This is a genomic window from Sphingomonas sabuli (assembly GCF_014352855.1).
GTDB classification, from domain to species: Bacteria; Pseudomonadota; Alphaproteobacteria; order Sphingomonadales; family Sphingomonadaceae; genus Sphingomicrobium; species Sphingomicrobium sabuli.
The window spans coordinates 1,855,926-1,869,010 of the sequence record NZ_CP060697.1 but is presented as its reverse complement, the minus strand read 5'-3'; the positions used below and the strand labels follow the sequence as shown (position 1 = coordinate 1,869,010).

14 protein-coding genes are annotated in these 13,085 nt (G+C 66.2%); 6 read left to right on the top strand and 8 right to left on the bottom strand.

Annotated features, from left to right (window positions below):
- The first annotated feature begins 38 nt into the window (after positions 1-38).
- The 5 genes from scpA (at position 39) to H8M03_RS09340 (ending at position 6,138) form a co-directional block, all read left to right on the top strand.
- Positions 39-2,123, top strand: coding sequence for a methylmalonyl-CoA mutase (scpA, locus tag H8M03_RS09360; RefSeq protein WP_187479180.1), 2,085 nt, complete (start codon positions 39-41; stop codon positions 2,121-2,123).
- Complete coding sequence (locus H8M03_RS09355) at positions 2,120-2,482, top strand: hypothetical protein (protein ID WP_187479179.1); 363 nt, start codon at positions 2,120-2,122, stop codon at positions 2,480-2,482. The genes scpA and H8M03_RS09355 overlap by 4 nt, the downstream gene beginning before the upstream one ends.
- A complete protein-coding gene (locus H8M03_RS09350) occupies positions 2,479-2,886 on the top strand; it encodes a hypothetical protein (RefSeq protein WP_187479178.1) in 408 nt (135 codons plus the stop codon). Before H8M03_RS09355 ends, H8M03_RS09350 begins: the two co-directional genes overlap by 4 nt.
- 47 nt (positions 2,887-2,933) lie before the next feature.
- Complete coding sequence (locus H8M03_RS09345; RefSeq protein ID WP_187479177.1) at positions 2,934-4,943, top strand: acetyl-CoA carboxylase biotin carboxylase subunit; 2,010 nt, start codon at positions 2,934-2,936, stop codon at positions 4,941-4,943.
- A 130-nt stretch (positions 4,944-5,073) separates the two neighbouring features.
- Complete coding sequence (locus H8M03_RS09340; RefSeq protein WP_187479176.1) at positions 5,074-6,138, top strand: PAS domain-containing protein; 1,065 nt, start codon at positions 5,074-5,076, stop codon at positions 6,136-6,138.
- Between the two features lie 19 nt (positions 6,139-6,157).
- Here the strand turns inward: H8M03_RS09340 and H8M03_RS09335 are convergent, their stop codons facing one another.
- Both H8M03_RS09335 and H8M03_RS09330 read right to left on the bottom strand, forming a co-directional pair.
- A complete protein-coding gene (locus tag H8M03_RS09335) occupies positions 6,158-6,376 on the bottom strand; it encodes a helix-turn-helix domain-containing protein (protein WP_187479175.1) in 219 nt (72 codons plus the stop codon).
- A complete protein-coding gene (locus H8M03_RS09330) occupies positions 6,349-6,888 on the bottom strand; it encodes a cyclic nucleotide-binding domain-containing protein (RefSeq protein WP_187479174.1) in 540 nt (179 codons plus the stop codon). The genes H8M03_RS09335 and H8M03_RS09330 overlap by 28 nt, the downstream gene beginning before the upstream one ends.
- A 273-nt stretch (positions 6,889-7,161) precedes the next feature.
- Between H8M03_RS09330 and H8M03_RS09325 the strand changes: the two genes are divergently transcribed.
- Positions 7,162-7,833: a PAS domain-containing protein gene (locus H8M03_RS09325; RefSeq protein WP_187479173.1), complete on the top strand. Its 672-nt coding sequence runs from the start codon at positions 7,162-7,164 to the stop codon at positions 7,831-7,833.
- A 9-nt stretch (positions 7,834-7,842) separates the two neighbouring features.
- On the opposite strand, the gene H8M03_RS09320 is transcribed toward H8M03_RS09325, so the two are convergent.
- The 6 genes from H8M03_RS09320 to H8M03_RS12615 all read right to left on the bottom strand — a co-directional run bounded on the left by H8M03_RS09320 (position 7,843) and on the right by H8M03_RS12615 (position 13,046).
- Positions 7,843-9,429 (bottom strand): AMP-binding protein, encoded by a 1,587-nt coding sequence (locus tag H8M03_RS09320; protein ID WP_187479172.1) that lies wholly within the window; start codon positions 9,427-9,429, stop codon positions 7,843-7,845.
- The gene (locus H8M03_RS09315) at positions 9,429-9,827 is read right to left on the bottom strand and encodes a GFA family protein (RefSeq protein ID WP_187479171.1); all 399 of its coding nucleotides are present in this window, start codon (positions 9,825-9,827) and stop codon (positions 9,429-9,431) included. The genes H8M03_RS09320 and H8M03_RS09315 overlap by 1 nt, the downstream gene beginning before the upstream one ends.
- On the bottom strand, positions 9,824-10,216 hold the full coding sequence (locus H8M03_RS09310) for a RidA family protein (RefSeq protein ID WP_187479170.1): 393 nt from the start codon (positions 10,214-10,216) through the stop codon (positions 9,824-9,826). The genes H8M03_RS09315 and H8M03_RS09310 overlap by 4 nt, the downstream gene beginning before the upstream one ends.
- Complete coding sequence (locus H8M03_RS09305; RefSeq protein WP_187479169.1) at positions 10,213-11,367, bottom strand: acyl-CoA dehydrogenase family protein; 1,155 nt, start codon at positions 11,365-11,367, stop codon at positions 10,213-10,215. The genes H8M03_RS09310 and H8M03_RS09305 overlap by 4 nt, the downstream gene beginning before the upstream one ends.
- Before the next feature lie 108 nt (positions 11,368-11,475).
- Positions 11,476-12,285: an enoyl-CoA hydratase family protein gene (locus H8M03_RS12620; protein ID WP_222931871.1), complete on the bottom strand. Its 810-nt coding sequence runs from the start codon at positions 12,283-12,285 to the stop codon at positions 11,476-11,478.
- On the bottom strand, positions 12,282-13,046 hold the full coding sequence (locus tag H8M03_RS12615; RefSeq protein ID WP_222931870.1) for an SDR family NAD(P)-dependent oxidoreductase: 765 nt from the start codon (positions 13,044-13,046) through the stop codon (positions 12,282-12,284). Before H8M03_RS12615 ends, H8M03_RS12620 begins: the two co-directional genes overlap by 4 nt.
- Positions 13,047-13,085 lie beyond the last annotated feature (39 nt).

Genomic DNA, 13,085 nt, shown 5'->3' with positions numbered 1-13,085 from the left:
ATTCCGCAAAGCGCAGCGGCCTGCTAGGGCGGGTCGCGATGAGTGACGAGATCAGCCGAAGCACGCCCGAAGGCATCGACCTGAAGGTCGTATACGGGCCCGACGACGCCGCCGGAATCGACCCCGGCCGGCCCGGCGAGGCGCCCTTCACCCGCGGCCCCTATGCGACCATGTATTCGGGCCGACCGTGGACCATCCGTCAATACGCCGGCTTTTCGACGGCGGAGGAATCCAACGCCTTTTATCAGCGCAACCTCGCCGCCGGGCAAAAAGGGCTGAGCGTTGCCTTCGACCTCGCCACCCACCGCGGCTACGACAGCGACAATCCGCGCGTTGCCGGCGACGTCGGCATGGCGGGCGTCGCCATCGACACGGTCGAGGATATGAAATTGCTGTTCGACGGCATCCCGCTCGACAGCATGAGCGTCAGCATGACGATGAACGGCGCGGTGTTGCCGGTGATGGCCTTCTACATCGTCGCCGGCGAGGAACAGGGGGTCGATCACGCGCAGCTGAACGGCACCATCCAGAACGACATTCTGAAAGAGTTCGCGGTCCGCAACACCTATATCTACCCGCCCGAACCATCGATGCGCATCGTCGCCGACGTGATCGAATTTTGCGCCAACCAGATGCCGCGGTTCAATTCGATTTCGATCAGCGGCTATCACATGCACGAAGCCGGCGCGACGGCGGTGCAGGAGCTGGCCTACACGCTGGCCGACGGCCGCGAATATGTCCGCGCGGCTATGTCGAAGGGCCTCGACATCGACCATTTCGCGCCGCGCCTGAGCTTCTTCTTCGGCATCGGCATGAACTTGTTCATGGAGGTCGCCAAACTGCGCGCCGCGCGCACGTTGTGGCACCGGATCATGAGCGATCTCGGCGCGCGCAACGACAAGTCGACCATGCTGCGCACGCATTGCCAGACATCGGGCGTCAGCCTGACCGAGCAGGACGCCTACAACAACGTCATCCGCACCACGATCGAGGCGCTTGCCGCGGTGCTTGGCGGGACCCAGTCGCTGCACACCAACAGCTTCGACGAAGCCATCGCCTTGCCGACCGACTTCAGCGCCCGCATCGCCCGCAACACGCAGCTTATCCTGGCCGAGGAGAGCGGTGTCTCCGCGGTCGCCGACCCGCTTGGCGGGTCTTATTACGTGGAGGCGCTGACCCGCGAACTGGAGGAGAAGGCGCAGGCGCTGATCGACGAGGTCGAGGCGCATGGCGGGATGACCAGGGCGGTTGCCGAGGGCCTGCCCAAACAGCGCATCGAGGAAGCCGCAGCGGAAAAGGCCGCCAAGGTCGACACCGGCGAAACCGTCATCGTCGGCGTCAACAAATACCAGCCGACCGAGGACCGTGAGATCGACATTTTGGAAGTCGACAATGCGCGCGTCCGAGCATCGCAGATCGAGCGCATCGACCGGGTCAAGGCGGAACGCGACGCTGAACGCGTGCGCGCCGCGCTCGACGCATTGACCGAAGGTGCCAAGGGCGATGCCAACCTGCTCGCGCTGTCGGTCGAAGCGGCGCGCGCGCGGGCAACTCTCGGCGAGATTTCCTACGCGCTGGAGCGCGCGTTCGGCCGGTACGACACCGTGCCGCAGCCGGTGCGCGGAATTTACGGCAAGGCGCGCGCCGACGACCGCTGGAAGGCAGCCGTTGCCGGCACCGAGGCGGTGTCCGACCGGCTCGGGCGAAAGCCCCGCATCCTTGTCGCCAAGATGGGCCAGGACGGCCATGACCGCGGCGCCAATCTCGTGTCCTCGGCCTTCACTGATCTTGGCTTCGAGGTCATCCCCGGCCCGCTGTTCCAAACCCCGCGCGAGACGGCAGAAATGGCGGTCGAACAGGATGTCGACGTGGTCGGCGCATCGTCGCTCGCCGCCGGGCATCGCACCCTCATCCCGGAAATGATCGCGGCCCTGAAGGACCTCGGCCGCCCCGACATCAAGGTCGTCGCCGGCGGCGTCATTCCGCCGCAGGATTATGCCGCGCTTCGAGCGGCGGGCGTACAGGCGATCTTCGGCCCCGGCACCAATCTCGCCGACGCGGCCGACGAGGTCCTCCGCCTGCTCGGCCACAACAAGCCGCCGCTCGACGGGGCTGCGGAATGATCGACGACGACAGCCATGTCGACCCGCGCTCGGTGAGCGAAAGCGAGCGCTTCGACGAGGCGCTGCAATATGATTTCGCCAAGTTCCTGACGACGCTGGCTTTGCTGGCGTTCGGCGGCGTGCTGACGCTGACCCAGACCGCGAGACCGGGCGCCATCAAGCTTCCCGTCGTCGCCGTGGTGATTGCGATGATCGTTGTCGCGGGCATCCTTTCGGTCAGCGCGGCGGGACGGATTGCGGCGATCAATTTAAGTGACCACAAAGGGCCGACCGCGAAGAAATTGCTTCAAGGGTCGCTTGCATTTCTCGGTGCCGGAGCGGGCGGGCTGGTCGTAATGCTGTGGGTCGCACTGCGATGACAAAGCCGTTGAACAATGACATCGAGATCGCGGTCGACGCGCATCCCACAGACTTGTCGCCGATGAATACGCGCGAGCAAGCGCTCCTGGCGACGTACGATTTCCTCAAGCACATGAGCACGCTGGCCATCGTGGCGGTCGGCGGCATGCTGGGCCTGGCGCAGGGCGTCGGTACGCGAGTGTCGCCCGCGATCCTGGCGTCGGTCGCGATCGTCGGCCTGTGCGGCTTCCTCAGCCTCGTGTTCATGACCGGCGTTACCGCGACGCAAATTCGGCAGCGCGTGCACAAGTCGTCCAACGGCTTCGCGCTGGCGATGGTGGTCATCGTCCTGATGCTGTTCGCCTGCGGAATTGGCGCCTTCATCGGCGCCTTCCTTTCGCAGCTTAACAACGGCGCGGCTTAGGGCTTGCCGCTTCTCAACGCAGGCCGCGGACGCTAGGCACTCCGTCCATGTTCAAGAAAATCCTGATCGCCAATCGCGGCGAAATCGCCTGCCGGGTGATCCGCACCGCCAAGCGTATGGGCATCAAGACCGTCGCCGTTTATTCCGACGCCGACGCCCGTGCGCCGCACGTGAAGATGGCGGATGAAAGCGTGCGGTTGGGGCCGGCCCCTGCAAGCGAATCCTATCTCAAGGCCGAACTGATCATCGACGCCTGCAAGGCGACGGGCGCGGAGGCGGTGCATCCCGGCTACGGCTTCCTGTCGGAGCGCGAGAGCTTCGCCAAGGCCCTCGCCGCCGAGAACATCGCCTTCATCGGGCCGCCGCCGAACGCCATCGCGGCGATGGGCGACAAGATCGAATCCAAGAAGCTGGCGCAAAAGGCCGGGGTCAATGTCGTGCCCGGCTACCTTGGCGACATCGCCACCACCGACGAGGCGGTGAAGATCGCCGGCGAAATCGGTTACCCGGTGATGATGAAGGCGTCTGCCGGCGGCGGCGGCAAGGGCATGCGGCTGGCGTGGGGCGAAAAGGACGTCCGCGAAGGCTTCGACAGCGTCAAGCGCGAGGGCCTCAACAGCTTTGGCGACGACCGCGTGTTCATCGAGAAATTCATCGAGCAGCCGCGCCACATCGAAATCCAGGTGCTGGGCGACCAGCACGGCACCGTGCTCTACCTCGGCGAGCGCGAATGTTCGATCCAGCGTCGCCACCAGAAGGTGGTCGAAGAAGCGCCCTCCCCGTTCGTCACGCCGGCGATGCGCAAGGCGATGGGCGAACAGGCCGTCGCGCTGGCACAGGCTGTCGGATACTATTCCGCCGGTACGGTCGAACTGATCGTCAATGGCGCCGACACCAGCGGCACAAGTTTCTATTTCCTCGAAATGAACACCCGGCTGCAGGTCGAGCATCCGGTGACCGAGGAAGTGACCGGACTTGATCTCGTTGAACAGATGATCCGCGTCGCCGCCGGCGAGAAGCTCGGCTTTGGTCAGGACGACGTGAAGCTCAACGGCTGGGCGATGGAAACGCGCGTCTATGCCGAGGACCCATATCGCGGCTTCCTGCCGTCGACGGGGCGGCTGACCCGCTACACGCAGCCGCCGGCGACGCGCACCGACGAGGTCGTCGTGCGCGTGGACGACGGCGTCACCGAAGGCTCCGAGATCAGCATGTTTTACGACCCGATGGTCGCCAAGCTGATCACCTGGGGCCCCGACCGCAAGGCCGCGATCGACGCGCAGATCGCCGCGCTCGACAGCTTCGAGCTCGACGGTATCGGCGACAATGTCGATTTCCTGTCCGCATTGATGCAGCACAAGCGTTTCCGCAGCGGCGACATCACCACCAACTTCATCGCCGAGGAATATTCCGACGGCTTCGCGGGCGCGCCGGCGGATGCGCAATTGCTGTCCGACATTGCGGTGATCGGGGGGATGATCGGCGCCATCGGCGAAGAGCGCAACGCGGCCATCGACAGCCAGCTGGGTCCATCGATCACTCCGGCCAGCGAGCGCGTGGTGATCGTCGACGGCAAGCAGCACAGCGTGCGGATCGAGCGCTACGAAGGCGGGACGCTGGCGGTGCTCGACGGCAGCGACACCATCGACATCGTCGGGCGCTGGTCGCCGGGTCAGCGGCTGCTGTCGGTGTCGGTCGACGGGCGCCGGCGCATCGTCAAGGTGATCCGCGACGGCCGATCCTGGTCGATCAACACGCATGGCGCGACGCATGAGGTGCAGGTGATGCCGCCGCATGTCGCGCGCCTGTCGCAGCATATGATCGAAAAGCCCGCGCCGGACCTGTCCCGGCTGCTGCTGGCCCCGATGCCCGGGCTGGTCACCAGGCTCGACGTTGCAACGGGCGACACCGTGGAGCCCGGCCAGCCGGTCGCGGTGATGGAAGCGATGAAGATGGAAAACATCCTGCGCGCGCCCAAGGCCGCGACGGTCAAGGCAGTGCCTGTCAAGGCTGGCGACAGTGTCGCCGTCGACCAGGTCATCGTGGAATTCGAATAGACCGTCGCGGAGCGGACAGCAGCCGTTCAACCAGCGCGGCCTAAAGCGCCTTCAAATCTGTGCAAGGATCGCGTAAATGCGCGAAATTGCAGCGGATTTTAAGTTACGCGAAACGAGGACCCTTCCCATCATGCAAAATCCGGCTTTGACGGCGACCACGCCGCCGATGCTGTGCCAGGTTGGCCGGGCGCCCGAGCACGAAGAGGCCGGCGCGCTGCAGTATTTCGATCTCGCCGGGCTGCCGATGGCATCGGTGGTGTTGAGCATGCTCGACCAGAGCGACGATTGCATCAAGGTGATCGGCACCGACGGGTCGCTGCAGTTCATGAACTGCAATGGCAAGAAGGCGATGCAGATCGACGATTTCGCCGACTTCGCCGGCCAGCCGTGGCACAGCTTGTGGCCGACGGAATCGCAGGGCGCGGTGCAACAGTCGCTTGGCGAGGCCCGCGACGGCCGGGCAAGCCGGTTCGAAGCCTTTTGCCCGACAGCGAAAGGCGATCCCCGCTGGTGGGAAGTCACGGTCTCCCCGATTCGCGGCGGCGATGGTGCGGTTGCCGGCATCCTGTCGACGTCGCGCGATATTTCCGACCGCTTTCGCCGCGAACAGCAGCTTGAGACCATCGCCGCGGAAATGCGCCACCGCCTGCGCAACGCGCACGCGATCGGCGCGGCATTGGTGATGGGAGCGACCCGCGAGGCCCCCGAGCACCGGCAGTTCGGGCTGGAGATCGCCACCCGGCTCAATCACCTTGCCGAAGTCCAGGCCCATCTGCTCGATGTCGACGGCAGCATGACCTTGAAGGACTTGTGCGCCCGTACGCTGGCGGCGTTCAATACGTCCAACGGCGCGGTTCAGTGCGGCGGCGACCACGTGCGGCTGGGCGAACAGGGGGCCCGGGTGCTGGCGCTGGTGATCGGCGAGCTGGCCACCAACAGCGTTAAATACGGCTCGCTTGGCCGCGGCGGCGAGGTCGAGGCCCACGCCAGCGTCGCCGGCGACGCGGTCGAGTTGCACTGGACCGAGCGGTTCGACGTCAAGGACGAAGCGCCGCTGACCGCTCCGTCGAGCGGACAGGGCGTCAGCCTGATGAAGCGGATGATCGCATTGATGGACGGCGGCATCGAGGGCGGTCGGACCGATACCGGCTACAGGGCCGTCGTTTCCCTGCCGCTCAAGCGGCTGGAGCAATAGCTCCAGCCGCGCCGCCGTATCAGGCCGCGATCGAGGAATCGTCAGGAGTGGCGCCGAACCGGTACGGGCCGATCTGCGCGCACCAATAAGCCTCCGGCAATCCGTAGGACCCTGCAGCCGTGTGGCGCAGCGCGTCGCGGTCGATCACGGTGATCTTGCCGCGCGACAATTCGATCCGGCCGGCCGCCTGCATGGCGTTGAGGATGTTGGTCACCGTCGGCCGTTGCGCGAACGCCATCTGAGCCAGCGTGTCGTGGGTGATCGCGATCTCATCGCCGTCGATCCGGCGTGGCACATCAGCAGCCAGCGCGCGATGCGCTTTTCCACCGTATCCTGTTCCGCCGCCATGATGTTGGACGCGATCTGCGTCAGGAACGCGTAGATATACTTGCGGACAAGGATGCACGCTTCGGACGATTCGTTGATGATCGAATGGAATTCGCGTGTCCGGATGCGCCGTCCGCGCAGTTCGCCGATCTGGGAAATTACCACGTGCGGCGCGGCCGGGACTTCCAGCAATCCGCAGATCGGGAACAGCCCTTCCGGCCCGACCATGCCGACTTCCGAATAATTGCCCCATTCCGAGCGGACGAACTTGCTGGCGACACCATGATCGACGACGAAGACGAACGTCCCGCCCAGGCTTTCGGAGGGAATGGTTTCCCCCACGCCGAGCCGGAACTCGCTGCCCGCCTGGTACAATTCCCTGCGAATTTCCTCCGGCATCAACCGAAGCAGCCGATTGGCCATGATCGTCTCCAAAAAAAGGCCGAGCGGTTAACTTCAAGCACTTCACGCACTGCGAATTGGCGTTAACGCCGGCTTGCAGATCAGCCGCTTCCACCCAGCACTTCCGCGTCGGCCCTCGGCATGGTCGAAGCAAAATGAAGCGTTTGATGCGAGTCCATGTGCCGATAAAGGATATTTTGTGCTATTACAATGGTCTTTTTGTTCTAAACGAACGTATCTGTTGCATTTGGGTCTCGAAATGCGTCATATCGCCCATATGGCGAAGGGGCTGTAATGCCGTGGCGTGAGATCGATTGTGACGATATCCGGCGGTTCGTTCGCGAGACCGCGGCCGCGACGTGGGTGGTCAATGCGGACGGGTATGTGCTCAACGTGCCGGAATGGTCCGCGCTGACCGGGCAAAGCGAAAGCGAGGCGGAAGGCGACGGCTGGATGGACGCCCTCCACCCGGACGACCTCGAGCGGGTGCGGGCGGCATGGTCGACCGCGGTGACGCATTGTTCGCACTACAACACCGATTACCGCGTCCGCTGCGCCGACGGCATCTACCGCTGGTTCAACGCCCGCGGCCTGCCGGTCGCAGGGCCGGACGGCGAGCCCACCAAGTGGATGGGCCTGATCCTGGCGATCGCGGGACCGATGCGGCCATCGCGGTCCGGCGGGTCGGAGCGGATCCTGCCGGCGGACAAGTTCAGCGACATTTCCCCGGCGGCGCTGCGGGCGGCGCGGTCGCTGCTCAACTGGTCGGCGGACCGGTTGGCGGAAGAGGCCGGCATCGCGCGATCGACGATCCACCGGCTGGAAAGCGGCAACGGTGGCGGCGCGGCCCGGCGGGGCAGCATCGACAAGGTGCTGCGCGTGCTGACCGAACAGAACGTCCAGTGCATCGGCAAGGACGACATCATCGTCGGCGTCATCGAGCCCGAGGATACGTCCGCCGCTTGAGGCGGTACGTCAGTCCGGGGTGCGCAGGTCCATCCGGCGCAGCTTGCCGGTCGCCGTCTTGGGCAGGGCATCGACGAATTCGATCGCGCGCGGATATTTGTACGGCGCGATCCGGTCCTTGACGAAATCCTGGAGCTTCTGCGCCAGCTCCTCGCTCGGTTCGGCGAAGTCGGCGAGGACGATGAACGCCTTCACCTTTTGCCCGCGTTCGGCGCAGGGCGCGCCGACCACCGCGCATTCGGCGACTGCCGGGTGGGCAAGCAGCGCGTTTTCGACTTCCGGAGCGCCGATATTGTAGCCCGAGCTGACGATCATGTCGTCGCTTCGCGCGAGGTACCAGTAATAGCCGTCGGCATCGCGGCGGTAGGTGTCGCCGGTGATGTTCCAGCCGTCGCTGACATAGTCCGCCTGACGCGGGTCATCGAGATAGCGGCAGCCGGTCGGGCCCTTTATCGCGAGCCGGCCGACGCCCTCCGCAACAGGCTGGCCATCGTCGTCGAGCACCGCCGCTTCGTAGCCGGGCACGGCCTTGCCGGTGGCGCCGGGACGAATGTCGTCGCCCGCGGCCGAGACGAAGATGTGCATCAGTTCGGTCGACCCGATCCCGTCGGTGATGGCGATCCCGGTCCGGTCCCGCCAAGCCTGCCACGTCGCTTCGGGCAAGTGTTCGCCGGCGGACAGGCAATAGCGCAGCGACTTGAGCGCGGCATCAAGGCCGGGTTGCGACAGCATCGCCTTGTAGGCGGTCGGCGCGGTGCCGAGGTGCGTGACGCCGAACGTCGCGATCGCTTCCAGCATCGCCTGCGGGCTTGGCTGTTCGACCGTCGCGCAGGCCGCCCCGGCGCGCAGCGGAAACAGGACGCCCGCGCCGAGCCCGAAAGTGAAGGCGAGCGGCGCGGAGGTCAGCGCGATGTCGCCCGGTTTCATCCCGACGAGATGGCGCGCGAAGCTGTCGCACGGCGCGAGCACGTCGCGATGAAACTGGACGCAGCCCTTCGGAATGCCGGTGGTCCCGCTGGTGAATGCGATCAGCGCCGGATCGTCGCGGCCGGTGTCGGCGGGCGGAAGCGGGTCGAGGCCCGCCGTGCGGGTTTCCAATTCCCCCTTGCCGTAGTCGCCGTCGTACCGGACGACATGCTTGATCGCGTGGGTCTGGTCCTGCGCGTCGCGGAAATCGCCGATGAAGCGCGAATCGACGATGGCGTGCGAAATCTGGGCGCGGTCGATGACGGTCGCCATTTCGCCGGCGCGCAGCAGCGACATGGTCGCGACGGCAATTCCGCCAGCCTTGAGCACGCCGAGCCACGCGGCGACCATGGTGTAGCAATTGGGTCCGCGCAGGAACACGCGGTTGCCCGGGACGAGCCCGTCTTCATCGACCAGCAGGCGCGCGATGCGGCCGGAAAAATCGTCGAGGTCGCGGTACGTCCAGCGCCCGTGCGCATTGACGAAGGCCAACGCATCCGGCTGCCCGCCGGCGAGCAATTCGGCGGCGGCGTTGAGCCGTTCGGGATAGCGCAGTTCCGGCAGGTCGAAACGGAATTCCGGAAGCTGGTCCGGCGGCGGCAGGCGCTGTTCGACGAACCGGTCGCGCATCAGTCCTGCCAGTGCCCGGTGCCGCTGCGGTTGCCGTCGAAGCGCGTCGTCCCGTCAAACGCCGGAAGCCAGTCTTCGCGGCGCACCGTCCAGCTTTCGTAGGTCGGGGCGAACTGGCTGGGCTCGTCGAACGCGCCGAGGTTAATTTCAATCTCGCTGTCGTCGTACAGGCCGAACACCGACGATCCGCATTCGGGGCAGAAATGCCGGCCTTCGTAAGCGCGCGTCGCGCCGGTGACGGTGACCGCGTCGCGCGGAAACATCGCGGCGGCGAAGAAGACGGCGCCGTGATGCTTGCGGCAATCGAGGCAATGGCACGTGCCGACGCGGTAGGGGGCGCCGGCCGCGGTGAATCGGACCGCGCCGCACAGGCATCCCCCGGTGCGCGATGCGGTCATTCGGGCACCACCGCCGTGGCTTCGATTTCGACCTTGGCCGCGCTGTTGAGCAGGCCTTTTACCTCGACCAGCGCGATGGCCGGATAATGGTCGCCCATGCGCGCCTTCCAGATCGGCGCGATTTCGTCGCGGCGGGCAAGATATTCGACCTTGTCGGTAACGTAGATGGTCAGGCGCACGATATGGTCCGCGCGCGCGCCGTCTTCGGCCAGGATGGCGAGGATGTTTTCGAGCGTCTTGTCGAACTGCTTTTCGAAAACGTGGCTGACGACGGATTCGTTTTCGTCCCAGCCGATCACCCCGGCGGTGAAGATCAGCCGGCCGGACGTGGAGATGCCGTTGGCATAGCCCTTGGGCCGCGGCCAACCGCCCGGTTTGAGGATCTTCATAGCCCCGCCTCTCGCAAGATATCCTTGGCAATGATCTGCCGCTGCACTTCGCTGGCGCCTTCGTAAATGCGCAGCGCGCGGATGTCGCGATACAGTTCTTCGACCTTGACCCCGCGGGTGACGCCCGCGCCGCCGTGCAATTGCACCGCCGCGTCGATCACCTGCTGCGCGGCTTCGGTGGCGTGCAGTTTCGCCATTGCCGCGGCGCGGCGGTGGTCCTGGCCGCCGACGTCCTGTTGCCACGCGGCGCGGTAGATAAGCAGCGCCGATGCATCGACCAGCGTCGCCATGTCGCCGAGCTTCGATTTGGTCACCGCATTGTCGGCCAGCGTCCCGCGGCCGAGCCGGCGGTCGCCGGCAAAGCGCACCGCTTCATCGAGCGCGCGGCGGGCGAAACCGAGCGCCGCCGCGCCGACCGTGACGCGAAACAGGTTCAGGGTTTCCATGCCGATGCGAAAGCCTTCGCCCGGTTCGCCGATCATCGCCGCGGCGGGCACGCGCACCTTGTCGTAATGCAGGCGCGCCAACGGATGCGGCGAGATCACCTCAATCTGTTCCGCGACGCCGAGTCCGTCGGAATCGGCGGGGACGATAAAGGCCGACAGGCCGCGCGCGCCGTCTTCATCGCCGGTGCGCGCGAAGGTGACGTAAAAGTCGGCGATGCCGCCGTTGGAAATATAGGTTTTCTCGCCGATCAATTCCCAGTCGTCGCCGATCCGTTCGGCGGTCATCTGCAGGTTGGCCGCGTCCGATCCGCTGGCCGGTTCGGTCATCGCAAAGGCGGCGATGGCGTCGCCCGCCGCGACCTTCGGCAGCCAGTCGCGCTTTTGCTGCAGCGTTCCGAACAGCGAGATCGCGCCCGAACCCAGCCCCTGCATGGCGAAGGCGAAATCGGCGAGGGCACCGTGGCGAGCGAGCGTTTCGCGGGCGATCGCCAGGCTGCGCACGTCGGGCCGCGAATCGCCGTCCGAAACGGCGAGCTTGAGGAAGCCCGCGGCGCCCAGGTCGGCGACCAGCGAACGGCACGCTTCGGCCGGGTCGGACGCTTCGCCGTCGTCGAGGTTGGTTGCGCACCATGCGTCGATCGAATCGGCGAGGTCGCGATGCCGCGATTCGAAGAACGGCCACGACAGGAAGGTGCGGTCAGCCACGGCCAAAAGTCGCAAAAGTCGCACTGACATACGCGCGCGAGGCGGCAGCGGATGACGAAATGGCCATCCCCGTCCGGTAGCCCAAGTGGCGCGGTGTAGGACAGCCCATCAGTCGCCCTGGAACACCGGCCTTTGCCGGGCGGCGAAGGCTTCGTAGGCGCGGGTGAAATCCCTGGTCTGCATGAGGTCGGCCTGCGCCACCGCTTCCATTTCGATCGCCTGGTCGATCGACACATGCCATTCGGCATCGAGCTGCCGCTTCGTCACCGAATGCGCCCGCGACGGCCCGCCGGCGAGGTCGCGGGCCAGCGCCTGCGCGTCGGCCAGCACGGTGTCGCTGAGCCGGTTCCAGAAGCCCCAGGCATGGCCTTCGCCGGCGGGCAGGCTGCGGCCCGTGTACAACAGGTCGGCGGCACGGCCGTGGCCGACGATCCGCGGCAGCATGGCGCAGGCGCCCATGTCCGCGCCGGACAGGCCGACGCGGGTGAACAGGAAAGCGACTTTCGCGTCCGGCGCGGCAAGGCGCAGGTCGCTGGCCATGGCGATGATCGCCCCGGCCCCGGCGCAAATGCCTTCGACCGCGGCAATGACGGGTTGCGGACAGGCCCGCATCGCGCGGACGAGGTCGCCGGTCATGCGGGTGAAGTCGAGCAGGCCGTCGCGGTCCATGCGGGTCAGCGGGCCGATGATTTCGTGGACGTCGCCGCCCGAGCAGAAGTTGCCGCCAGCGCCGGTGAAGACGACGACCTTGACGTCGGGGGCGTCGGCGAGCGCGCGGAACGTGTTGCGCAGTTCGTCATAGCTTTCGAACGTCAGCGGATTCTTGCGTTCCGGCCGGTTGAGCGTGATCGTCGCGACGCCGTCGGCGAAGTCCCACAGGAAATGGGCGGGGGCGAACGTCGCCGCGTCGAAGGTCACGCGCTGGTGCCGCCGTCGATGGTCAGCGCGGCGCCGGTGATGTCGCGCGAAAGCGGCAGGCACAGCATCAGGATCATGTTGGCGATGGCCGCGGGATCGACCAGCCGGCCGCTGGCATTCATGTTCTTGATCGCGATGCGCGACGCGGCTTCGTCGCGCCCGGTGACCTGCGCCACGCGCGCGACCGACTGGTCGGTCATCGGCGTGTCGACATAGCCCGGGCAGATCGCGTTCACGGTCAGGTTGGTCCGCGCATATTCCGCCGCCAGGCTGCGCGAGAGGCCGAGCAGGCCATGTTTCGACGCGCCGTAATGGGCGGCGTAGGGAATGCCCTTGATGCTGGCGACCGAGGCGATGAACACCAGCCGCCCGTTGTCGCTTTGCAGCAGGTCGCCGATGCCGGCGCGGGCGCAGTCGAACGCGGCGGTGAGGTTGGTGCCGATGATCCGGTCCCACGCGTCGCGCGTCATCTTGTGGAACGGCGCGCTTTCCGCGATCCCGGCATTGACGACGAGGATGTCGATCGGCCCGTTGGCCGACCGCGCCTCGGCGAACGCGCGGTCGATTGCGCCGTCCGCGGTCACGTCGCACTGGAACGCCCGGCCGCCGGTTTGCGCGGCGACCTTTTCCAGCGGCTCCATGCGCCGGCCGAGCAGCGACAGGCCGGCGCCCGCATTGCCCAGGGCAACTGCCGCGGCGGCGCCGATCCCGCTGCCCCCGCCGGTGATCAACGCATGGCGACCTTCGAGGCTTTTCTGCATCGCGCCAACTTGGCCGAACGCCGTTGTGGTGGCAAGGCG

What these genes read in the sequence shown, in the direction of transcription:
- H8M03_RS12615 (WP_222931870.1), bottom strand. Translation starts at nt 13,046, where the DNA reads ATGCAGAAAAGCCTCGAAGGTCGCCATGCGTTGATCACCGGCGGGGGC.
- H8M03_RS09350 (WP_187479178.1), top strand. Translation starts at nt 2,479, where the DNA reads ATGACAAAGCCGTTGAACAATGACATCGAGATCGCGGTCGACGCGCAT.
- H8M03_RS09330 (WP_187479174.1), bottom strand. Translation starts at nt 6,888, where the DNA reads ATGGCCAATCGGCTGCTTCGGTTGATGCCGGAGGAAATTCGCAGGGAA.
- H8M03_RS09315 (WP_187479171.1), bottom strand. Translation starts at nt 9,827, where the DNA reads ATGACCGCATCGCGCACCGGGGGATGCCTGTGCGGCGCGGTCCGATTC.
- H8M03_RS09340 (WP_187479176.1), top strand. Translation starts at nt 5,074, where the DNA reads ATGCAAAATCCGGCTTTGACGGCGACCACGCCGCCGATGCTGTGCCAG.
- H8M03_RS09345 (WP_187479177.1), top strand. Translation starts at nt 2,934, where the DNA reads ATGTTCAAGAAAATCCTGATCGCCAATCGCGGCGAAATCGCCTGCCGG.
- H8M03_RS09335 (WP_187479175.1), bottom strand. Translation starts at nt 6,376, where the DNA reads ATGGCGTTCGCGCAACGGCCGACGGTGACCAACATCCTCAACGCCATG.
- H8M03_RS09310 (WP_187479170.1), bottom strand. Translation starts at nt 10,216, where the DNA reads ATGAAGATCCTCAAACCGGGCGGTTGGCCGCGGCCCAAGGGCTATGCC.
- H8M03_RS09325 (WP_187479173.1), top strand. Translation starts at nt 7,162, where the DNA reads ATGCCGTGGCGTGAGATCGATTGTGACGATATCCGGCGGTTCGTTCGC.
- scpA (WP_187479180.1), top strand. Translation starts at nt 39, where the DNA reads ATGAGTGACGAGATCAGCCGAAGCACGCCCGAAGGCATCGACCTGAAG.
- H8M03_RS09320 (WP_187479172.1), bottom strand. Translation starts at nt 9,429, where the DNA reads ATGCGCGACCGGTTCGTCGAACAGCGCCTGCCGCCGCCGGACCAGCTT.
- H8M03_RS09355 (WP_187479179.1), top strand. Translation starts at nt 2,120, where the DNA reads ATGATCGACGACGACAGCCATGTCGACCCGCGCTCGGTGAGCGAAAGC.